Genomic DNA, 21,564 nt, shown 5'->3' with positions numbered 1-21,564 from the left:
AAACATAACAACCAAACAAAAGGCTCCGAATCAATTTAGATGATTCGGAGCGTCAGACGTTATTATAGTTTACATGCTCTAATCTCTTAATGCTGTAAGATCAGCCTTAGGCTTGGGCAAGTTCATGTTTTTAATTGCCAGGCGACAGGCATCAACCACTTCCTGCGTCATGGTATAGGTATACATAATCGTCGTATTCCAACGTACCAACAAAAAAGAATCCGTATTTATCAAATAAATCTGTCAAATCCAATTTGGCCACTTCGCAGGCTGTTTTAACAAAATTCAGTTGATGAACGGCAGGATTACGCTCTCCCATCATCCGATCGGATCTCCAATCCGAACCCTGTCTTCTCGGTTTATTCATATTCTGCTGACGGAAATTAAACAATGGACGTGTCTGGTGTACGTGACCTACCTCAATTCCGGGACTAAAGTTGAACTGATAAGTAATACCAAAAGGAATCTCTCGCCACTGACCGGCCTTTCTACTTCCGGCTTTAGCTTTTATTCCAACAATGGCGCCCAGCTCTGGTCTGTAGGCGGTGAAGCAGGTTATTTTTTCCAAGATAAACTAGCTGTCAAAGCAGGATTAGGTTTCACTGGTCAAAGATATGTATTCGATTTTGATGGCCAAAAAATCGAATTGAATTCTACACATTCGTTTATTTATAAAGCGGGATTAAAATACTATATTATCAATCAATTTCCCGTGCAGGTAGATCTAGGTGGTATTAATAGTGGTGGCGAGAATGCTTTGATTTTCGGAGGTCAACTCGGTTATGCCCTATTTTTAAAAGAAAACATTGCCATAGAGCCGGCAGTACATTATGATCATGGCTTAAAACGACAATGCCGATGGCATCAATGCTTTCAGCGCAAGGATAGGCTTTTCACTGCATTTCTAGAATGACTAAAAAATAAAAGGGGAAATAATTATAGTAATCATTTCCCCTTTTTTTGTCAGTATTCTTTCTTTATTAATGGATACCTTTAAAAATTCTATTCCATCGTATTTTGGAAAGCCCATTGCCATTTGCGTTCCAGCTCATCCAGGTAAATAATGCTTTTCCGACAATATGATCCTCAGGAACAAATCCCCAGTCCCTCGCATCGAGCGAGTTGTGCCTATTATCTCCCATCATCCAATAATAATCCATTTTAAAGGTGTAGGAATCTGTTCGATTTCCATTGATATAAAGCCCATCTGTTTTCTTTTCCAACAGGTTATTTTCATACACCCTTATGGCTCGCTCATAGAGTGGTAAGGTCTGTGCATTCAGAGGAATAGTCATGCCCTTTCGAGGAATAACAAATGGGCCAAAGTTATCGTAGTTCCATTTATATTGTGGATCGTTCGGAAAAGTATTTGCTTGAGCCACTCCCGGTTTTTCCAAGTTCATTTGCATAGATTTGACATTGGACCAGGATTTCACCATGGCTGCCTGATCTTTCGTTAAAAACATTACATAAACTCCGGGCTGAATAGCAGAGACTTCTATTCCCATATCTCTCAGGCGCTGTTCGTCCAGACCTGCCTCATCTGTGATCACGGTATAATCCATCTGGCTTTCCGGGGCTACAAAACCTGGTTGGTCGTTCACAAACAATACTCCTTCTGTCATGCTGATTTTATCCCCGGGCATTCCCACACAGCGCTTAATTAAATGTTCGCGTTTATCGACTGGCCGAGTCTGAATTGTAAATTGTTGATGTACTGCTTCACGCCCCATGCTACGCACCAAGTCATAATAGGGCAAGTCTTGATTTTCAACAGCAACGGTGTCACCTGCAGGTGCATTAAAAACGATCACATCATTCCGTTTTATTTCTTGAAATCCGGGCAATCGTTTGTAAGGAATTTTAATGAGTTCGGAGAATGCTTTTCCCCCTACTAATGGCATCGTATGATGTGCAAAAGGAAAGGCTATAGGTGTATTTGGAATACGGGGGCCGTAATTTAGTTTACTGACAAAAAGATAATCTCCAATGAGGAGAGACTGTTGCATAGACCCCGAAGGAATCATAAATGCCTCCAATAAAAAACCACGAATCAAGGTTGCAGCGACAGTCGCAAAAACAATCGCATCCGCCCATTCTCGTACCATCGATTTTTTATAGGGATATTTCTTCTTATAGTCTGTATACGATTGATGCGCAATTTCCAGTTCAGATTCCTTTGTCGCCACGCGACCTTCGGCATGCGCTACTTTCAGATTTTTGGCATATAACCCATTCAGAAATTGCACATTTTTATCTCTGCCCCAAAGTGGTAGCACGATAAACGGAACCAGCACAGCAGCGCAGTTTTCCCAAAACCTTCGTTTCCCAAAACAATGAATAAAATCGAGGTAGAGATTATAAAAGATAAAAACATTGACGATCGGAACAATCAACAGGATAAGCTGCCAGGTCTTCTTGCCGAGTATCCGCGATTGAATCCACTGACTATAGACGGGAACAATTCCCTCCCAGCCTTTGCGCCCTGCCTTTTCAAATAGCAACCAAAAGCCGTAGGCTGCGACTATAGTCAATACAATAAAGATGGTAAGTATCATAAATTCGTTTTAATAAATAAACAATCGCTCTGTTGATTCCGGAGAGCTCTTCGATTTTTGTAATTCGTTATATCGCATGATATATTTAATAAAAAGATCATAATCATACTTTTTTTCATTTTCAAACTCAGCAAATAACTCCGGTTCGTCGTTGATCAACTTGGCGAAAATAATTGGCCTTTTCTTTTTGACATCACTAAACCACCCATTATGGTTGCTATTGATTTCAACGACCTCGCCAGTTGATTTTTTCAATGCATAAGCATGTTTATATTTATTGACCATGATATTTCCCATCGTACCTGCACCACCACCAATAGCGATGCCGGCCCCACCACTGACCTTCGTTTCCGAAACATAATATGCAATAATTTCTCCATCAGCCAGTACTTCTGCGAAAGTGGGATTTTGATTGAGCCCCTTCTGAATTCGATACATCTTTGGAGATGTCCCAGGCACAGCTTCTAATCCGTCTTCTACATAAGAGGGCGCATAAACTTTCTTTTTGGACTGCCAATATACACGATAGATATCGCCCGGCTCAAACGTTAACTTTTCTTTTTGCTGATTCTCAAATTTGAGTTTTTGATCTTTTACAGAGGAGATTTTCCCATAAAGGGTATCTGCATTCATAAGCACTAAGTAGTCTAAATTTTTGGCGACTTCCTGTGCGTGAGCTGTGATCGAGATGCCTACACAGGAAGACAAAATCACGGCAGTTAAAATTGATATGGCTTTCATTGGAGTCTGTATTTGTCAATAGCTTACGAACCTATTAACCTATTTTGATTGTATTAATGATATACTTGGCACTCTCCGTCCAAGCTTCATGTAAAACTACATAAAAATATGAAATTCAAGTTCGGCCTTCGGAGTTTTAACGTTTGTTAGCATTTTGTTTTGCTAGGCGCATTCCTACAATATTGCGCAAAGATTTTAAGATCCCTAAAAACGACCTCTAACAATACAAGTCGATACAGCCGTATTTCTCCAGTAAACAACAGCTGTACTTCAAAAAAACAAAGCCACATCATTTTCGGTGATGTGGCTTAACTGATTGCTTATGCAAAAAGATTAACTTTTATATTTACTTTCAAATGCTGTGGATGCTTGATTGACACCATTGCTCATATTTTCAAACGCTTTATTGATATTTTCAAGCAATGCAGACTCTTTAGCAGCATCAGGTGTCTTATTTTTTCGGAGTTCAATCAATTTCGGATAATCCTCCGTAACGATTTTTTTATACCCATTTAAGCCATCAAGAACGGCTTTTTGGAATGTCGCATCGCCTTTGAAATCTCCCAGATCTTCGACTTTCTTGATATCATCATTCAAAGATTTTTCCCAATCTGCGCGGACCCGTTCGGCTTTCGTATAATCGGAGCCATTCATGGCGGCATTCATGTCTGTCACATGTTTTTCACTACTATTTATAACGGTAATAATTGAATTGTTGTATGCTGCAGGATCTTTTTCTCCCGAACCACAACTTGACAGGCTCAGAACCGCTGCGGTCATCATGCCCGTAATAAATTGTTTAATCATATTGATCTATTTTATAATTTGTTTTTCCTCATTTTTCGTAAAAATAGCAACACCACATCATCCATAGGACAAGCTTTAGTGCATCAAAAATCTGTTTAGGTTACGCTAGCAACCGCTATTTCACCAGTGCCTTTTTCTAATTATGAATACCACTCACCAATGCATAACACTCTAAATCAAAGATAATTGAAGCCGAAAAATATTACTATCGCTGAAATCAGGGATTTGTTTCTTCAAGCCTTATCATGCAACATTGTTGCTTTTTATTTCTTTTTTTTATTAGCTTTGTTGCAACTTAATTGCAATATATTAATTGGAATACCATATGTATTGCACGAATTACGCTTTACGAATCGAATCCACATAGATGAATAGGTATATCATTTTTTCACTTATCGCAGCACAACAGCTATTTTTCCCATGTTATGGACAGGAGAAGAGTATCGAGCTTGAAGAAGTAAAAGTTGGCGGGCGACGTTATCACCGGGCAGCAGAAGGAGCATTATCGATCCAGCTATTGACTGCCGACTCTATACAAAAATACCAGGCGGGAAGTTTAATGCAGACACTAAGCAGGCTTCCCGGCGTAAATGCCATAGGCATAGGTGCTAATCAGTCTAAACCGCAGATTAGAGGGCTCGGATTTAATCGTGTGGCCACGGTAGAAAATGGCATTAAACATGAAGGCCAGCAATGGGGGTTGGATCATGGATTGGAAATCGATCAATTCAGTGTAGGGAGTGCCGAGGTACTAAAGGGGGCCAGCTCATTTTTGTATGGCTCAGATGCCATTGGTGGTGTCATTCGGCTATCACCGCCAGCGGAACTACAGGAGACAGGTTTTAAAGGGCAGTTTAACCTATTAACAAAGTCAAACAACGCGACTTTTGGCGGATCGCTACAAGCACAGGGCCGAAAAGGGAATTGGGTATTTGGAGGAGGATTCACGCACCTGGAATATGGCGATTACCGTGTCCCCACAGATACAGTCTATGTTTACAATTATGCGGTACGCCTAAAAGATCGGCATGTTCGTAACACTGCGGGACGAGAGACACATTTTCAACTACGCGGCGGATATCTATCGGATCGTTTTTCTTCGATTTTCTACCTGAGTAATTATCATACAAAGTTTGGCTTCTTTGCCAATGCGCACGGCTTGGAACCAAGGGGCGTAGATACAGCACTTTATGACAAATCCAGTCGTGACATTGGTTTCCCAAGCCAGACGGTCAATCACCTGAAACTTATTAACCGCAACTCTATCGATCTGGATAAGCACAAGCTTTGGATAGACCTGGGCTATCAGAAAAATTACCGGCAAGAATATAACAATTACACCGCGCATGGTTATATGCCACCTGTTTATCCAAAAGATATGACTATCCCCATCAATTTGGAAAGGTTATATGACAAACAGGTCTATAGTATCTCTGTAAAAGACCAATTTGAGTTGGCCACACATCGACTTACCATTGGCGCAAATGGAGAGTATCAGGATAACCGTATTGATGGTTGGAGCTTCCTTATCCCCACTTTTCGCCAAAAGGCAATGGGCCTATTCGTCTATGATCAATACAAACTCGCGGACGAAACCATGCTATATGGGGCATTGCGTTACGATTACAGCCATATTCAGACATCACCTTATCAGGATTGGTTCGAATCACAGCTGGAAGAGAATCAGTCGGGCAGAATAGTCCGGGCTTCGGCGCTCAGCCGCCGTTTCAATAGTCTGGTTTGGTCTGTAGGAGCGGCACATCAATTCGGCGATCTGGAAACAAAAATCAATGTAGGAAAAAGTTTCAGGGCCCCCATTGCACAGGAGCTCGGCGCCAATGGTGTCAACTATCACTACTTCAGTTATGAAAGAGGCAATCAATCATTGTCTCCCGAACAATCCTATCAACTGGATTTATCATTGACCTGGAGTCCTAGAAAAGTCTTTGTTGCCTTTACACCATTCTTTAATTACTTTTCCAATTATATCTATCTCAATCCTACGTCAAGCTACGATCAATATTATGGTGCCGGCAATCAAATCTTTGAATATATGGAAAGTCGTGTTCGCCGTTATGGAGCAGAATTGAAGCTCAGCTATCAGCCTCTGAAACAATGGAAAGTAGAATTATTGGGTGAATATGTTCGATCGGAACAACTATCGGGTGCAAAGAAAGGATATACACTTCCTTTCTCTCCGGCACCTTCAGCTTTGATGGACATCAGCTGGACAGCAAAAAATGGCAAACATTTTAAAGAGACCTACCTTTCCGTCGATTGCAAATGGACAGCAGCGCAATATCATGTTGTTCCACCAGAAGAGTCCACAGCAGATTATCAGGTCTTCAACTTCCGGGCAGGAACACAACTTCGGTTTTCGGGATCTGTCCTTCAATTACGCTTACAGGTTCAAAATCTCTTTGACAAGAAATATATGGATCATACCAGCTTTTATAGGCTGATCTCTTTGCCTGAACAGGGAAGGAATTTTATCCTATCCATTGGAGTTCCCTTTGGAAAACAGTCCCGATCATAAGATTATTAAAACTAAACCCTTTGCTCCCGATAAACAACCGTTGAGCAATATACGAGCATCGCAAGCTTATGAATATCGCTTAACACATACACAAATGAATAAAATTTATATATGAAAACACTTCAAAAATACACACTTATTACAGTGTTACTTGCCATGACTGTTGCCTGTAAAAAAGATAAGGAAAGCATTGATACCGAAAAACCGACCATCGCCATCGATTCGGAAACGGCTTTCCCAAAACAATGCAGCACAATTAAACGAGGTACAAGTTTTACTTTCCACAGTAAGCTATCTGATAATGTCGCGCTCGGGAGCTATAGCATCGACGTACACCATAATTTTGACCATCATTCGCATAGTACAGAAATCGGCGAATGCACGGTTGAGGCGATCAAAACTCCCATCAAGCCCTTCACCTTGGTCAAGACAGTCAATATTCCGGGGCAACCACAGCAATATGATGCCGAATTAAAAATCGATGTGCCAGCAGATATCGATCCGGGTAATTATCATTTTATGATTCAGGTGACTGACCTGGCGGGATGGAGTAGCCAGAAGGGGATCAGCATCCGTATACTCGAGTAATACCATACCTATTTATCAACTCAATTTAATTAAATCCATTTTACATGAAAACTAGAAACATTCGCTTCTTCTTCCTGTTAAGTACAATTCTTTTAGGCTTCCTATCGTCCTGTAAGAAAGATAACGAGGAAATTCCAGCACTTGCAAAACCCCAGATAGGCACACTTGAAATCGGCAGTGGCAATAACAAAACTGTCCAAGCGGGATCAGATCTTCATCTTGAAGGTGATATTGTTGCCGAAGCACTGATTGCTAAAATCGAAATTGAGATTCATCAAGAAGGTGGTGGTCAGTATAAGTTTACAAAAGCCTATACGGATGGAAAATACATTGGCGTGAAAAATGCGACATTTCATGAACACATTGATGTTCCCGCTGATGTTCCCGCCGGGGCATATCATTTTCATTTTACGGTAACCGACAAAGCCGGAAATGCGACTACAGCTGAATCACCGTTGACTATACAAGGTTCAGATGCCAAAGTTGCTTATAAGCTTGTATTTACGGAAGTAGCCGGCGAAGCCCATGGAGACCATTTCCATGATCTTGCCGACAAAGAAAAAGTAGAACCAATTGCTATCAGCTTTGACGACAAGGGAACAGCATTGGCCGGAGGACATGCTCACCTCAATCCCGCAGGTATCTATAAAATTGAATTAAAACAATTTGATGCTTCTTCCAAAGAAATCCAGGCGCAATATATCAGCAATAAAGCAACAGCAGATTATTACAAAGCATTCCTTACGGGTGGTCCTTTTGTTTTAAACCCCAACAGCAGTACAGGTAGCGGTGCGATCTTTCAAACGAAAGAAACGACCTATGGTGATGGCTCTGCAGTCAACGGAGCAACGGAGACGACAGGGATTATCACTTATTTTACAGCAGGAAAAGACAATGAAGGTGAGAAAAATGTATTCTTTGTACTTCGCAAATTTAACGATGCCAGCACAAAGGCAAAAGTTACCCGTACTGACTGGAACTTATCGGATTATGCCACTAAGTTTGCTGGTCAAGACCTCATAAAGCTATCTTTTGAACTCCACGCAGAGGAAGGAGAAGATTAGTTAGCGCGATAAACTCAGCCTACCTGCCCAAAAGAACCTTCATGATTTCGCCGCTATGAGTGCGTGTAAAATCATGAAGGTTTTATTTGTACAGAAATATCGTTTAGTCCCTTACTTTCGTAAGCACATTTCCCTGTGGATCGAGTACCAGCTTCCACTCCTCTTTTCGACTTTTCACTTCAAACGCATAACTCACTTTCTGCTCGGCGGTAATCTTTTTTGCGTCTTCAATACGATATCCCGGAAAATCTCTTTTCACCCGGTTCAGCACACTCTTTGGTAGTTCTCTTTTGTTGATTTCAGTTTTATACCGCAAAAGTTTTCCGTTATGCTGAAACCAAGCTTCTTGGTCAATGCCAAATAGGCCCGTTTCAAACTCAGCTTCATAAACATTCCCCTTCAATTCCCAATCTACTTTTTGGGCTTTTGGAAATTTCTGTTGGAAACTATTCACCACTACAGCGGGCACTTGACTTTGTGGTATATCTTGAGCAATAGCTCCTGTTGTTGTCAGTGCAAGCACGAAAGCACTCCAGATTAATTTACAGTTCATGATTCTATTTTTAAGTGTACTACAAAATAAAAAAGCGAATCTGTAAAGATTTGGGAACACTTACCTTCTCCTACTATATTTTCTAAGGTAACATATTGAGCTGAAAGCTATGCTGATTATTTTCATAACGGTAGACGATTACAAAGCCATAGAGGTGACAGATGGCCTGCACAATGGCCAGCCCCAAGCCAGTACCTTTGGATGCTGCATCTGATTTATAAAAACGGGAGAATACCAGATTAGCATCCAACGCTGCATGTGTACTCGTATTGGACACCGTAAGCCCTTTGTTCGTTATATGGATATTCACCTCGCCGCCTAATCTATTGTGGAACAAAGCATTTCGCAGGAGATTTGATACCACTATATTAGCCAAAGCACCATCCATTTGTACCCCCAGCTGATCCTCTTGTACAACATTGATTTTTACCTGTTTAAATTCAGCAATGGTCTCAAACTCCGTTACAATATTCAGCACAAGCGTATTGAACGAAAGATCCTCATTGTGCAAAAATTGTTTATTCTCAATTTTACTCAACAGCAACAAGGATTTATTGAGGCGCACAAGCCGCTCGGCAGTAGCTAATACTGCTGCGACAGTCTCTGACTGTTCTTGGTTCAACCCCTCTGTTTCCGCCATGATTTCCAATTTGTTGATCATAATAGCCAATGGTGTCTGTAATTCATGAGAAGCATTGCCAATAAACTGTTTTTGCTGTTCATAGCTTTCTTCGTTATGGCGAATTAAGGTAGCCACAGCAAGCTTTAGGTCTTTAAATTCCTGGATCTGCGTATCCATAGTAGGCTTCTCCTTGGTTTTGCCTAAACGAAACCGTGTCAACTGATCCAAGAAAGTATATAATGGTCCCCATAAACGTTCTATGACGACTTTATTGATGGATACGATACTGATGACCAACAAAACAAATAAAATAACAACAGAATAAAAGAGATTCTTGATTAGATCGCTTTCTTCGATCATCGAGTTGATGATCGAAAGTTCATAATAATGTCCTTGATGTTCAAATGCTGTCGTCAACATTCGGACTGGTTCCAGTTCCGGCTGGGGATCATCATCGTCCTGCATATACAACATGGTGTCCTTATAAACGTTTTGCATCTTAAGGGCCTGTTCTTCGGAAATCTGGCGTACCTTATAGTTATTTATCCCAAACTCTAAATCTGGGGCTACGGTAGGATTGCTGGAAAGTTCTTGGATAATGAGCCGCTTTTGGTTTTCGAGTTCTTCGTCGATATTATCGTGGATCACCTCCAGCATAAATAGATAGAACACTGTTGACCAGAGGGCGATGACCACCAACACGGAGATAGAAAGATACTTTAGTGTTTGGTTGGCTAATCTCATTTTTCGACAAGTTTATAACCGATTCCATATACCGCTTCAAAATCCACATCAGCATGACTAGCCAAGAATTTTTTGCGCAAGTTTTTTATCTGTGAATAGATGAAATCAAGATTATCCGCCTGGTCCGTATTATCTCCCCATACATGTTCTGCCAGCGCACTTTTGCTGACCAGTCTATTTTTGTTCAATAAGAAGTAGTTGAGCATATCGAACTCTTTCCGATTTAACGGCACAGGCTCCTGTGCAATAAATAAGCAGCGTTCATTAAGATCCAGCACGATGTTTCCCATTTCCAATGTATTCTTACCTTCCCGTTGTTTCCTTCGTAACACAGCTTTAATCCGTGCATTCAGCTCAGCAATATGAAAGGGTTTTGTCAAATAGTCATCGGCCCCAAGCTCGAGTCCCTTTAGCTTATCGTCCAGAGAATCCTTCGCGGAGATAATGATCACATTATCGGACTTACCTTCATTTTTGAGCTGATCGAGGATCTGCAAACCATTACCTCCAGGCAACATGATGTCGAGCAGGATACAATCGTAATCATAAACAGCGACTTTTTCAAGAGCTGATCCATAATCAGCGGCAGTTTCTACCGTATATTCTTCCTTAAGTAAAGATGCCTTCACAATTTCCCTTAAATCCGCTTCGTCTTCAATAACCAATATTTTCATCTTCTTAATTCTATTTAGCGAAAAACTTGTGTAAACAATAGTATTCTGTCCATGCTAAATGACAATTTACATACACAATTGTTTATGACAAAGGTACCTTGAATTTGGGAAAGATTTAGGAACACACTGCTTGCCTCTTATTTTAAGCTGACATCCAGGTAAACCGAATGACGTCCGTAAGTATCATAAAAAGGTTTATAAAGGACATCATCAATGTAAAATTCCAATGTTTCGGGATTCCCTTTAATAGACTTAGCAATATCCTTTGCGTCTAAGGTTACTTTACGCCAGTCCTTTCTTGCTGCAGGTTCCTGGGCTGCCAATAAGATCGGTCCATAAAATAGGCTGGCAATATTGGGTTGATCCATAACCGGGTCCAGATGAAACTGAAATGGCATTTTAAGGTTAATCACATCGCCATCTTTCCAGGTACGGTTTAAGGTCAGGTAAGTGCCCGGCTCAGCTTTAATTTTTTGATCGACTCCATTTATTGCAACAAAAAATCCCTTTGTTGCCCAGCTTGGCACCCGCACATGAAGGTCAAATTTGCCATTCCCCCGTATGGTCAGCGCTGTTTGATCCGCTTTCGGAAAACTGGTTTGTTGCTCGACGCTGATTCCGCGTTCCGTCCAGTGTAAGGTAGAAGGAATATACAGATTGACATACAGCGCCTGATCATCCTTGCTTTTAAAATAGATTGTATTCTGCAATTTAGTACTGCTCTCAATAGCCGTACCATTACAGCAGGTAAAGCCTTTCATATTGGCATTTCCAAACTGCTTAATAGATCCTGCGCGTAAAGGCACATGATACGTATTTGCTGGACTATTTTCTGCAACAGAAGCTAAGATATGATTGTATAATCCACGTTCATAATAATCCATCAACTCTGCGCGCTGATCGAACATAAACAAGTCACTTGTCAATTTCAGCATGTTGTAGGTTGCACAGGTTTCGTTCTGCCCACCTGCAGAAAATCCATTTTCATATAATGTCGCCGGCTGGCTAATAAAGCATTCGGCATTGGCCGGATTTCTGGCCCCAGCCACACCACCGATACTATACATATAATCGTTGGTGGCCTTATACCAAAAGTTGTCCGCAATTTTATAATATTGGGGCTCATTGGATACCCGGTATAACTCCATACTGCCCACAATTTGAGGAATATGCTGATTGGCATGTAACCCCCTAAAAGTATCTACATTTTTGGCCAGTCCATGCGTATGCGCGGCATTGCCGTAGAACATATCAATATTGTCAAATAAGCGGGCGGTTTTTAAATAGTTCTCTTCACCCGTTATACGATATAACCTTGCCATCACTTCATTCATTCCACCAAATTCACCTGCGATATACGTATTCCACATCTTGATTAATGTCTCTGTCGGGACTTTATTTAAGCGTGTATACACCCAATTGCCCATTCCCTGCGCGATCTCCAATGCTTTTTTATTTCCACTTACCTCATAAACATCCATCAGGCCGGCCAGGATTTTATGCAGGGTATAATAAGGTGCCCAAACCTGGTTCTTCTGCCCGCCATATTTTGCGCCATGTTCAAGCATAATAAACTGATCCGGGGGATAGGCACTGATAAAGCCAAGTCCCCAGTTCCAATAATCTGTACGGATTCCTTCGTCACTCAGGTCAGAATCATAAGCTGATTTACCGGGGCCATAAGGTACCGCAGCAGGATCCGCAATAGAAGCCTGTCCCGCTTGTCTCGGCGTACCCGACAACTTTGACAAGGCATAAAGCACGTTGACCATGGTATCCATCTTCCCCAAAAATTTTGACTGGAGTGCCTTATCATAGCCTGTACTCGCATAAGCTTGTGCAATTGCCGTCAGGTAATGTCCTGTAGCATGACCGCGCAGTTTGATATCCTGGCTGTCCCATACCTCCAAAGGTTGCGCACCGATCGGTTGTTTTCGCCCAAACGCGTGTCGAAACATATAGAGGAATGAATTGGGATCCGATTTTGCCAATGTATCAATGAATTTATTGCGATTTTCAATAAACTTCGTTTGATGCTGCTTTACATCCGTATTAAGGGAAACCTGATCCAAGTGAAATGCCTCCAATTTTAAGCTAGGCATCTTGGACTTTACCTTCCCTTTGACTGTAATGATGGCTTTGGGTTTCAGATCTGTCCCGGGAACACGCCCCGTGACGGTGTAAGCTGTTTGCTGCGCGACGGCACTATTGTCGGTTGGTGCAGGCCACAACACACGCACTTTTGGTCCCACCATACCGTCTTTATATGTACCGAAGACATAACTCGGCAATCGAGGCAGCTCGCCTATCGCTGTTTCTACGGTGACATCTGCAACCCCTGTTAAGAAGGCATTATAAAGCGCTGCTTTATTCATTGGAAATCGCGGTAGGTCATCCTCAGCCTTACCTTTAGAAGCAACATCTTCACGCACACCCTTCAACGCATTTCTATACACCATGCCGATCTGGTTTTGATTCAGTGGCACACGATAAATGCGAAAATCATGCAACAGTGCATTTAAACTTAAATTTCCACCTAACAGGGATTTTCCGATGTATAGTGTCCTCTTACTACCTGTCTGTCCAAAAACCTCGGTCAGCTCCTGTGGGATGTCTTTAACTTCTCCAGCCGGCATACCATCCAAATATGTTTGCATGGTCCCCGTAGCAATATCAACCACAATGGCCAAGTGCACCCATTTGTTTAAAGGCACAGCCGAAGAGACTGCATTTTTTACTTCGGCCTTCTTTTGGGCGATTATCCCCATATAGCCATTTTGTAGCGCTGTACCTGTTGGTGTCCCTGCAAAATGCCTCGCGATATCTTGTCCAAAATCGAATAAATACTGGCCAGACTGCGCTGCACGTAAGTACATCCAGCCTGTAATGCTGATTGACTCGAGATCAGCGAGTACTTGCGCTGGAAGTACAACAAAATCGTCCTTTCCTCCAGCGAGAGAAAGCACCTTTGTAAATTGCTTATCTGACACAAATGACGCTTTTGTCCCCTGGAATTTACCATGTAGCCCATTGCGCGACCAATCCTTAAAATCCCCATCAAAGACATAGCGGGCCACCATGCCTGTCTCCCCGATACCATCTAGGATCTGATCCCCACCCTGTGCCACAGCTACAGCTGTCATTTTGATAAAAATTGTGAGAATTGCTGCAAAATATATCGTATATCTTTTCATATCGCTATCTTTTATTCGCTAATGATTTATTGTTTAAAGATCACCCTCTAGCCCGGTCAAAGCTATTACCGTATCCTTTTCCTTGATTGTCTTCAACAGAAGACGAACAAGAAGAAAAGCAATCCCTATTAATAAGCTTCCAATTAATAAGCTTCCAAAATCGAAGAATATTTTCTGTATTGCTGTCTATTTGACATTTATAAAATTAATGACTCTACATCATTATACATAGGTTTATTTTAGCCGATATTCTCCAGATTTTAACTACTGTCCGTCGAGTCTACTGTCGTCCACGGGCCCACAAATCCTACAGCCCGCCAGGAGAGGTAAAAACGCCAATATGCTACGAAAATGCTTCATGATCCGCGGTTCAATCCGATCGCTCAGCAGATAAGCCAGGGCAAGCATAAGAACTATAACACCTGAAAGGAGCAGGTATTTATTCAGATACAGATACAGGTGATTAAAAATAATAAAGCCGATGTGTTGATGGATTAAATACAGTGGATAGGTCAACATGCCGATTTTAACAAATCCGGACGAATTGATCGCCTGGAGCTTTTTACAGGAAACCAGTAACATGAGCAGGTAAAACACAACGATGGTCGCACCAATAATATAAGGGGAAAAGTCACTGTGAAAAGTACGTTCCAACCAATGGATGCGCCCCACAGCACCATCGATGGAAATGTACAAACACCAAGGTAAAGCGACAAAATGCTGGACTTTTGGTCCATGCAGAAAAATCTGGCAGAATATAATTCCCGCAATAAAATACGCACTCCAGTCGAGTAAAAAAAACTCGTGGAGCCCATCATAAATTTCCGAAGGCCCAACAAAAAAGCGTAGGCTGGACAATAGCAGCCAAAAATAAACCAAGTAATCCAAGCTTATTTTTTTAAATCGATTCAGAATTAGAAACAAAGCGATGATCAGGTAAAACTTCAACTCCACATAAAGTGACCAATAAGCGCCATCGACATCCCCCTGTCCCCATAGTTTTTGCACCATGGTCAGATTGGCCAATAGTTGTGTAAATGTGACATGATAACGCGGTGCGCCCCACAAATAAGAAACGATAAAAGTCAACAGCAAACAAATCCAATACATCGGATACAAACGCTTGAAGCGGGAATAACAGAACTTACGCAGTGAAAGATGTTTGATGGAAAAAGCAATCACAAAACCACTAATGATAAAAAATAAGTCTACGCCCAGGTAGCCGTATTTAAAATATTCTCCGACGCCATCGAAACCCAATAGCGACATATTTCCGGCTGCATACCCCCGGTATAAATAATGATATAATACAACCGCGGATGCTGCGATAAAGCGAAACAGGTCGATTTGATAAATTCTTTTGGACTCAGACATTTGGCTGCAAATATAGCCAATAATTTTGCCTATTCTTCCGAAATAGAATACCTTACAATTAAGTGTCCTACTAATTTGGATATTTGCTATTTTTACCGCTCATTCAAATGAGAAACCAATGCGCCAACTATCTTTCCTATTTATTGCTATCCTAATCGAGGTTTGTAACTTTCGGGCACATGCCCAAAACACTGGCTGGGACAAGGTAGATAAGCAGCTATCGGAGGCAAGTAACGATTCGACCCGAATATTGGCGTATTATAAAGTTGCCTCAGAAATTTACCGCAGTAATCCCCAAGAAGCACAGGAAATCGTTTCCAAAGGATTGAGTCTCATCAGTGAAAAAAAATTCGAACCTTTGCAAATTGATTTATTAAATCTACAAGGTATTATATACCTGAAGCTAAATAACTTTGATGAAAGCGTAAAAATACACTTTAAAGTACTCAAAAAGCGGGAAGAACGCAATGACAAGAAAGGGATGATGCTCTCTTTCCTGAATATAGGCAATGTATTCAACAAGAGTTATGACCCCGATCAGGCCTTAAAGTATTACCAGCGTGCACTAGATCTCTCCAAAGAGCTGCGTGATACAAGAAACCGAGCCAATATCTCAACCAATATCGGAAATATATATGCCCAAAATGCATTGAATGGAGGAAAGAAGCAAGATGTAACCAAAGCCATCGATTATTTGGTAAAAACGGTTGAATTCTGCAAAGCAAATGCGCCTGAAGTTGATCTTTTCAATACCTATATTCTATTAAGCTACCTCTATCTCAAGGCAGATAAGCTTGAATGGAGTACCTATTATACCGACCTCGCGATAGACATCACCACCAAGAAAGAAGATCCTGTTGGCGAAAGTTATGCCCGTATCAACCGCGCGAATATTTATGTCAAAGAAAAGCGGTTTGATCTGGCGGCAAAAGAAGTAACCCTTATCAAGCGCATTATCGCCAAAAGCGGTTTCACCAACTTAACGGAAGACCTTCAGGGAGATTTTGACAAGATAGCTAAAGCGATCAAAGCGCAGGATGAACATTTAATTCTCAGCGATCAGGATAGCTCAGATCGCAAATTTCATGAAGATGCAGAAGTCCTCCGCGTAAGGATTCGGGAAGAACTTCGGGAAAAATATGAAAGCGAAAAGAAGGAGCTTGAAAATAAAAATCTGTTATTAAAAAACGCGAATGTAAAGCGTGAAGCCCATTGGATAAAGCTGATGGGGTTATTGACCTTTTTTGTTCTACTAATATTTTTGGTGATGATCATTTTGCTGATCAAAAAGAATAGATTATTACATCAGGAGAAATTGAAAGTAGATGAACAGGCGACGGAAATCAAGCAGCAACACGCCGAATTGGTCCAGGCAGATCGCTTTCGGGCCAGTATCTTTTCTGTCGTGTCGCATGATTTGCGAAGCCCTTTATCTACATTTCAGGCCTTACTCTCCGTTTCAAAAATCGTTGACCTACCAGCGCATGAAATTAAAAGTATGTTGATCACTATTGGCAATCAGGTTACTGCTGCATCAAAAATGCTCGATAGTTTGCTTGTATGGTCTTCACAACAAATGGCTAATGAAAAGCTTGACATACAGGAAATCTTTCCCTATCAAATTATTAAAGACTGCGAGAATCTTTTTATGGATCGAATAAACTTGAAAAAGTTATATATAGACATCAAAATTTCTCCAAACTTATCCATCCATAGTGACCTTAAACGATTTGAATTTATCATCCGAAATATTTTCAATAACGCCATCAAATTTAGCTTTAGTGGTAAAGTCATTATTTTTGAACAACATGAAACCGATAGCAATATCCTTATTTCAATAAGAGACCAAGGCGTAGGCATGGACGAAACAAAAATTAGGGCACTGAAAGGTATGCAACAGCAACATAGTCTTGAAGGGACCCTCGAGGAAAAAGGAAATGGTATAGGTTTGATGTTATGTCACGAATTTGCTAACCGAATAAAATGTTCAATAACGATTGAGAGTCGTGTTGGATTCGGAAGTACTTTCACGATCCATATTCCTAGATAAACACTGTTTTTCCCTAAGATCGACTGAAGAAAATAGAACCCCAGGGTCTATATTAATTAGAAATTAATGATTTTATATTTGATGTAAGAATGCGAAATTTCGCATAGGCTATATTATAATACATTCTAACCTTTTACATCATGAGAAAATTCATACCTATTTTATTTACCGTGACCTCGTTTGCCTTTATTAGCTGCGGGTCTAATGAAAATGCTGTCTTCCAGGAAGATGATATTCTCACTGAAACATCTTGGCTTCGCAAAGACATGGATGCAGAAATTATTTACGGTGGGGGTGACAATTATCTTCGGATTAACTTCAAAAAAAGTAATAATTATGAAATCGTGCAGCTAAAGGGAGAACGAATTACAGGTATTAAAGAGGAAGGTACCTATGCCCTCACCGACAATAAAGATCTTGTGATTACTACAATAAAAAATCAGCAAAAGCTATCCCTACGTTATGTGCTAGTAAACGATAGGACGCTTAACCGTGTTAATGAAAAAGGAGAAGTGCTCAGCAATGCCTATGAAGCGTATATAAAGCAATAAAACGGGGGCTATTTATGATTTTATAATCCGTTTTAAATATTCGCCATAACCCGATTTACTCAACGGAGCTGCTATTTTTAGCAGTTGTTGCCGATCGATATAGCCCATGCGATAAGCTACCTCTTCTATAGCACCTATTTTCATTCCTTGCCGTTCCTCAATCACTTGTACAAATTGCGCCGCCTGCATTAGGGACTGTATCGTTCCTGTATCCAGCCAAGCTGTACCACGATCAAAAATACCGACCTTCAATTTACCACGGCGAAGGTACTCTTTATTAATATCTGTGATCTCCAGTTCACCGCGAGCAGAAGGCTCTATGTTCTTGGCGATAGTAACCACTTCGTTGTCATAAAAATAAACTCCGGGCACAGCGTAATTCGACTTTGGCGATTGTGGCTTTTCCTCAATCGAAATAACATTATTTGTTTCATCAAATTCGACCACACCATAACGCTCCGGATCCTGTACAGGATATGCAAAAACAACCCCACCATCTGGATCAGCACAAGACTGTAAAAGCTTGGACAAACCTGAGCCATAAAAAATATTGTCACCCAAAATAAGAGCGACCTTATCATCGCCAATAAATTCCTCCCCCAATAAAAATGCTTGCGCCAATCCGTCGGGACTTGGTTGCTCTTTATATTCAAACCGACACCCCAATTGTGACCCATCGCCCAGTAATTTCCTAAAATTCGGAAGATCCTGAGGCGTCGATATAATCAAAATCTCACGTATCCCGGCCAGCATCAAGGTTGACAGCGGGTAATAGATCATCGGCTTATCATATACAGGCATCAGCTGTTTGCTTACTGCCAAGGTAAGTGGATGTAGTCGTGTTCCTGAGCCTCCTGCCAATATAATTCCTTTCATAGTACTCATATTTTGATTATTCTTAATTTTTAAACTCTTCGGCTAGCATTTTAGCCAGACTTATCTCCCAACTGGGTACCTCAACTGCAAAAATAGCCTTGATCTTCGACTTATCGAGTAAGGAATACTTTGGCCTGCGTGCAGGTGTCGGGTAAGCACTTGTGGGAATCGGTTTTACTTCGCAATCGAACGAACGGAAATCACGTATCGCTACAGCAAAGTCGTACCAAGAAATCTCACCTTCATTGCTATAATGATAAATACCGCCCTCCCATTTAGAAGAATCCACTATTTTTACGATTGCCAAGGCTAGATCCTTCGCATAGGTAGGGCTTCCAATTTGATCGTTAATGACACCTACCTCCTTACGCTCATCCATTAAACGACACATGGTCTTAACAAAATTTTTGCCGTAGGTGGAATAAACCCAAGAGGTACGTATGATGATTGCGTCGGGGCACCATTTCTGAATTGCCTGTTCTCCCGCCAATTTCGTTTGACCATATACATTGATGGGGGCGGTTTCGGCAGTTTCTGTTAAAGCAGTAGCCGAAGATCCATCAAAAACATAATCTGTCGAAATAGTGATTAGACGTGTACCATGCAGATGGCAGTATTCTGCGATCTCTTCGCAAGCTACGTGGTTGACCAAATCAGCCGTTACCTGATCCTCCTCAGCCTTATCCACAGCCGTATAAGCTCCCGCGTGGATAATAAGATCCGGCTCATACATTGCCAAAATTTGCTGTATGATTTGAATTTGATCCAATGGTAATTGTTTTCGATCCAGAAAATAACACTCCTTTTCGATATTATCCAGCAAAAGATCTTTTAGTTCTGAGCCAAGTTGTCCTGAAGCTCCGGTTATAACAATCCGCATATCCTATCATATTAATCTCAAACGTAACCCTTCAAAGGATTGTGCCTCCTGATCCTTTTGTGAGAGAATCATTCGTTCGGCAGGAATTTGCCAGTCAATCGAAAGTTCCAGATCCAACGGGTTTACGCCATCTTCCGACTCTTTATGATAGTTGTTGTCACATTTATAGAAAAAGACCGCATGTTCGGACAATACAGAAAAGCCATGCAAAAAGCCTCTAGGCACAAATAATTGTTTTTTATTTTCAGCAGAAAGTTCAATGCCAATATATTGTCCAAAGGTAGGTGATCCTGGACGAACATCAACAGCGACATCCCATACGCGACCTTCAACAACACGGACCAATTTTGCCTGCGCATGCTCACCGCCTTGCAAATGTAGACCACGCACGACACCAAACTGTGATTTGGATTGATTATCCTGTACAAAGTGTGGTGTATAACCGAGAATCGTCTTTAGTTTCGTTTCATTAAATGATTCAAAAAAATAACCTCTTTCATCTTCAAATACGGTCGGTTCAAGTATAAAACAGCCCTTTAATTTAGTTTCCGTATACGTCATTCTTATGCATCTTTATATTGATTGTCGTAATATTTTTTATAATCCCCAGAAGTTACGTGTTCCAACCACTCCTGATTGGATAAGAACCAGTCTATCGTCCGAGATAAGCCCTCTTCAAAAGTTACTGATGGCTTCCAGCCCAACTCCTTATTGATCTTCGTTGCATCAATAGCATAACGTAAATCATGTCCCGGTCTATCTTTCACAAAAGTTATCAACTGTGCCGAGGAGCCTTTTTCACGCCCCAGTTTCTCATCCATTTGTTTGCAAAGCTCCTTGATCAGGTCTATATTTTGCCACTCATTAAATCCACCAACATTATAGGAATCCCCATTTTTACCTTCATGAAAAACAAGATCGATTGCTTTTGCATGATCAATGACATATAACCAATCGCGGGTATATTTTCCATCACCATAAACAGGGAGTGATTTATTATTCAAAATATTATGAATGCATAACGGAATCAATTTCTCGGGAAAATGATTCGGCCCATAATTGTTGGAGCAATTTGTCAAAACAATGGGCAAACCGTAGGTATCGTGGTAAGCCCGCACAAAATGATCAGAACTTGCTTTGGAAGCTGAATACGGTGAGTGCGGATCATATTTTGTTTCTTCCGTAAAAAAACCCGTATCACCGAGCGCGCCAAACACCTCATCCGTTGACACATGATGAAAACGTTTTCCTTCCAGATTATCCTTCCAGATTATCCGGGCGGCGTTCAATAAATTGACCGTTCCAATTACGTTGGTCATGACGAAAGCCATTGGGTCGACAATTGAGCGGTCGACATGGGACTCCGCCGCCAAATGGATAATACCATCGGGCTGATATTCTTGGAAAATAACCGAGACAACCTGTTGATCGGTAATATCCGCCTTAACAAAGGTATAATTAGGAAAATGTTCGATATCTTTTAAATTCTCTAGATTACCAGCATAGGTCAAAGCGTCCAGATTAACAATCTGATATTCGGGATACTTTAACACAAACTCACGTACCACATGTGAGCCAATAAAGCCAGCCCCACCCGTAATTAAAATTGTTTTATTCATATATTAACTATAGACTTGTTTAGACCATTGGTCTACGAATGATGCATGCATCAAATAATTCGCTAAAATACAAAAAAAACCTTCCATAAGAAGGCCTTTCATTTCTTTATATTGTTAATTATATAAAAACTTT

Annotated in this window: 19 protein-coding genes; 6 read left to right on the top strand and 13 right to left on the bottom strand. The window is 41.0% G+C overall.

The genetic code is table 11. The annotated features are described in order from the left end of the window. Positions 1-78: 78 nt before the first annotated feature. Positions 79-234 carry a hypothetical protein gene (locus CBM24_RS27135; RefSeq protein WP_157698350.1) on the bottom strand — a complete coding sequence of 52 codons (156 nt, stop codon included), beginning with the start codon at positions 232-234 and terminating at the stop codon, positions 79-81. 58 nt (positions 235-292) lie between these two features. Here CBM24_RS27135 and CBM24_RS01345 point away from each other — a divergent pair, with 58 nt between their 5' ends. Further along, positions 293-913, top strand: coding sequence for a hypothetical protein (locus tag CBM24_RS01345; RefSeq protein WP_157698349.1), 621 nt, complete (start codon positions 293-295; stop codon positions 911-913). 67 nt (positions 914-980) lie between these two features. Here the strand turns inward: CBM24_RS01345 and lepB are convergent, their stop codons facing one another. The 3 genes from lepB to CBM24_RS01330 form a co-directional block, all read right to left on the bottom strand. Next, positions 981-2,558: a signal peptidase I gene (gene lepB, locus CBM24_RS01340; protein WP_088159952.1), complete on the bottom strand. Its 1,578-nt coding sequence runs from the start codon at positions 2,556-2,558 to the stop codon at positions 981-983. 9 nt (positions 2,559-2,567) lie between these two features. Next, positions 2,568-3,299 carry a hypothetical protein gene (locus tag CBM24_RS01335; protein ID WP_088159951.1) on the bottom strand — a complete coding sequence of 244 codons (732 nt, stop codon included), beginning with the start codon at positions 3,297-3,299 and terminating at the stop codon, positions 2,568-2,570. Positions 3,300-3,632: 333 nt separating this feature from the next. After that, positions 3,633-4,106 carry a hypothetical protein gene (locus tag CBM24_RS01330; RefSeq protein ID WP_088159950.1) on the bottom strand — a complete coding sequence of 158 codons (474 nt, stop codon included), beginning with the start codon at positions 4,104-4,106 and terminating at the stop codon, positions 3,633-3,635. A 367-nt stretch (positions 4,107-4,473) separates the two neighbouring features. Here CBM24_RS01330 and CBM24_RS01325 point away from each other — a divergent pair, with 367 nt between their 5' ends. The 3 genes from CBM24_RS01325 to CBM24_RS01315 all read left to right on the top strand — a co-directional run bounded on the left by CBM24_RS01325 (position 4,474) and on the right by CBM24_RS01315 (position 8,294). Beyond that, positions 4,474-6,642: a TonB-dependent receptor gene (locus CBM24_RS01325; RefSeq protein WP_088159949.1), complete on the top strand. Its 2,169-nt coding sequence runs from the start codon at positions 4,474-4,476 to the stop codon at positions 6,640-6,642. Positions 6,643-6,753: 111 nt separating this feature from the next. Next, positions 6,754-7,230, top strand: a complete 477-nt coding sequence (locus CBM24_RS01320; RefSeq protein ID WP_075990700.1) for a DUF4625 domain-containing protein — start codon at positions 6,754-6,756, stop codon at positions 7,228-7,230. A gap of 44 nt (positions 7,231-7,274) precedes the next feature. After that, a complete protein-coding gene (locus CBM24_RS01315; protein ID WP_088159948.1) occupies positions 7,275-8,294 on the top strand; it encodes a DUF4625 domain-containing protein in 1,020 nt (339 codons plus the stop codon). Between the two features lie 103 nt (positions 8,295-8,397). Here CBM24_RS01315 and CBM24_RS01310 read toward each other — a convergent pair whose 3' ends face one another. From CBM24_RS01310 to CBM24_RS01290, 5 genes are all read right to left on the bottom strand, one after another. After that, positions 8,398-8,847: a PepSY-like domain-containing protein gene (locus CBM24_RS01310; protein WP_088159947.1), complete on the bottom strand. Its 450-nt coding sequence runs from the start codon at positions 8,845-8,847 to the stop codon at positions 8,398-8,400. Positions 8,848-8,929: 82 nt separating this feature from the next. Continuing rightward, positions 8,930-10,213, bottom strand: a complete 1,284-nt coding sequence (locus tag CBM24_RS01305; RefSeq protein ID WP_088159946.1) for a sensor histidine kinase — start codon at positions 10,211-10,213, stop codon at positions 8,930-8,932. Further along, the gene (locus tag CBM24_RS01300; protein ID WP_088159945.1) at positions 10,210-10,887 is read right to left on the bottom strand and encodes a response regulator transcription factor; all 678 of its coding nucleotides are present in this window, start codon (positions 10,885-10,887) and stop codon (positions 10,210-10,212) included. The genes CBM24_RS01305 and CBM24_RS01300 overlap by 4 nt, the downstream gene beginning before the upstream one ends. A 137-nt stretch (positions 10,888-11,024) precedes the next feature. Then, positions 11,025-14,081, bottom strand: coding sequence for a beta-L-arabinofuranosidase domain-containing protein (locus tag CBM24_RS01295; RefSeq protein WP_088159944.1), 3,057 nt, complete (start codon positions 14,079-14,081; stop codon positions 11,025-11,027). A gap of 264 nt (positions 14,082-14,345) precedes the next feature. Continuing rightward, a complete protein-coding gene (locus CBM24_RS01290; protein ID WP_088159943.1) occupies positions 14,346-15,455 on the bottom strand; it encodes an acyltransferase family protein in 1,110 nt (369 codons plus the stop codon). A gap of 118 nt (positions 15,456-15,573) precedes the next feature. On the opposite strand from CBM24_RS01290, the gene CBM24_RS01285 reads away from it, so the two are divergent. Together CBM24_RS01285 and CBM24_RS01280 are read left to right on the top strand one after the other, a co-directional pair. Next, entirely contained in the window at positions 15,574-17,505 is a 1,932-nt protein-coding gene (locus CBM24_RS01285) for an ATP-binding protein (protein WP_088159942.1), read from the top strand. A 140-nt stretch (positions 17,506-17,645) separates the two neighbouring features. Next, on the top strand, positions 17,646-18,056 hold the full coding sequence (locus CBM24_RS01280; RefSeq protein ID WP_088159941.1) for a hypothetical protein: 411 nt from the start codon (positions 17,646-17,648) through the stop codon (positions 18,054-18,056). A 12-nt stretch (positions 18,057-18,068) separates the two neighbouring features. Here CBM24_RS01280 and rfbA read toward each other — a convergent pair whose 3' ends face one another. Genes rfbA through rfbB form a run of 4 tightly spaced genes read right to left on the bottom strand, consistent with a single transcriptional unit; the run spans position 18,069 to position 21,431 of the window. Further along, entirely contained in the window at positions 18,069-18,932 is an 864-nt protein-coding gene (rfbA, locus tag CBM24_RS01275) for a glucose-1-phosphate thymidylyltransferase RfbA (protein ID WP_088159940.1), read from the bottom strand. A gap of 22 nt (positions 18,933-18,954) precedes the next feature. Continuing rightward, entirely contained in the window at positions 18,955-19,812 is an 858-nt protein-coding gene (gene rfbD / locus CBM24_RS01270; RefSeq protein ID WP_088159939.1) for a dTDP-4-dehydrorhamnose reductase, read from the bottom strand. A gap of 6 nt (positions 19,813-19,818) precedes the next feature. After that, entirely contained in the window at positions 19,819-20,373 is a 555-nt protein-coding gene (gene rfbC, locus CBM24_RS01265) for a dTDP-4-dehydrorhamnose 3,5-epimerase (RefSeq protein ID WP_088159938.1), read from the bottom strand. Between the two features lie 2 nt (positions 20,374-20,375). Further along, the gene (gene rfbB / locus CBM24_RS01260; protein WP_088159937.1) at positions 20,376-21,431 is read right to left on the bottom strand and encodes a dTDP-glucose 4,6-dehydratase; all 1,056 of its coding nucleotides are present in this window, start codon (positions 21,429-21,431) and stop codon (positions 20,376-20,378) included. Positions 21,432-21,564 lie beyond the last annotated feature (133 nt).

The sequence above is a fragment of the Sphingobacterium sp. G1-14 genome (genome assembly GCF_002196555.1).
Classification (GTDB): domain Bacteria; phylum Bacteroidota; class Bacteroidia; order Sphingobacteriales; family Sphingobacteriaceae; genus Sphingobacterium; species Sphingobacterium siyangense.
This window is presented reverse-complemented; position numbering and strand designations above follow the sequence as displayed.

Bases quoted from the DNA above. Each gene is read 5' to 3' on its own strand.
- CBM24_RS01345 (WP_157698349.1), top strand. From the start codon at position 293: ATGAACGGCAGGATTACGCTCTCCCATCATCCGATCGGATCTCCAATC.
- lepB (WP_088159952.1), bottom strand. From the start codon at position 2,558: ATGATACTTACCATCTTTATTGTATTGACTATAGTCGCAGCCTACGGC.
- CBM24_RS01335 (WP_088159951.1), bottom strand. From the start codon at position 3,299: ATGAAAGCCATATCAATTTTAACTGCCGTGATTTTGTCTTCCTGTGTA.
- CBM24_RS01330 (WP_088159950.1), bottom strand. From the start codon at position 4,106: ATGATTAAACAATTTATTACGGGCATGATGACCGCAGCGGTTCTGAGC.
- CBM24_RS01325 (WP_088159949.1), top strand. From the start codon at position 4,474: ATGAATAGGTATATCATTTTTTCACTTATCGCAGCACAACAGCTATTT.
- CBM24_RS01320 (WP_075990700.1), top strand. From the start codon at position 6,754: ATGAAAACACTTCAAAAATACACACTTATTACAGTGTTACTTGCCATG.
- CBM24_RS01315 (WP_088159948.1), top strand. From the start codon at position 7,275: ATGAAAACTAGAAACATTCGCTTCTTCTTCCTGTTAAGTACAATTCTT.
- CBM24_RS01310 (WP_088159947.1), bottom strand. From the start codon at position 8,847: ATGAACTGTAAATTAATCTGGAGTGCTTTCGTGCTTGCACTGACAACA.
- CBM24_RS01305 (WP_088159946.1), bottom strand. From the start codon at position 10,213: ATGAGATTAGCCAACCAAACACTAAAGTATCTTTCTATCTCCGTGTTG.
- CBM24_RS01300 (WP_088159945.1), bottom strand. From the start codon at position 10,887: ATGAAAATATTGGTTATTGAAGACGAAGCGGATTTAAGGGAAATTGTG.
- CBM24_RS01295 (WP_088159944.1), bottom strand. From the start codon at position 14,081: ATGAAAAGATATACGATATATTTTGCAGCAATTCTCACAATTTTTATC.
- CBM24_RS01290 (WP_088159943.1), bottom strand. From the start codon at position 15,455: ATGTCTGAGTCCAAAAGAATTTATCAAATCGACCTGTTTCGCTTTATC.
- CBM24_RS01285 (WP_088159942.1), top strand. From the start codon at position 15,574: ATGCGCCAACTATCTTTCCTATTTATTGCTATCCTAATCGAGGTTTGT.
- CBM24_RS01280 (WP_088159941.1), top strand. From the start codon at position 17,646: ATGAGAAAATTCATACCTATTTTATTTACCGTGACCTCGTTTGCCTTT.
- rfbA (WP_088159940.1), bottom strand. From the start codon at position 18,932: ATGAAAGGAATTATATTGGCAGGAGGCTCAGGAACACGACTACATCCA.
- rfbD (WP_088159939.1), bottom strand. From the start codon at position 19,812: ATGCGGATTGTTATAACCGGAGCTTCAGGACAACTTGGCTCAGAACTA.
- rfbC (WP_088159938.1), bottom strand. From the start codon at position 20,373: ATGACGTATACGGAAACTAAATTAAAGGGCTGTTTTATACTTGAACCG.
- rfbB (WP_088159937.1), bottom strand. From the start codon at position 21,431: ATGAATAAAACAATTTTAATTACGGGTGGGGCTGGCTTTATTGGCTCA.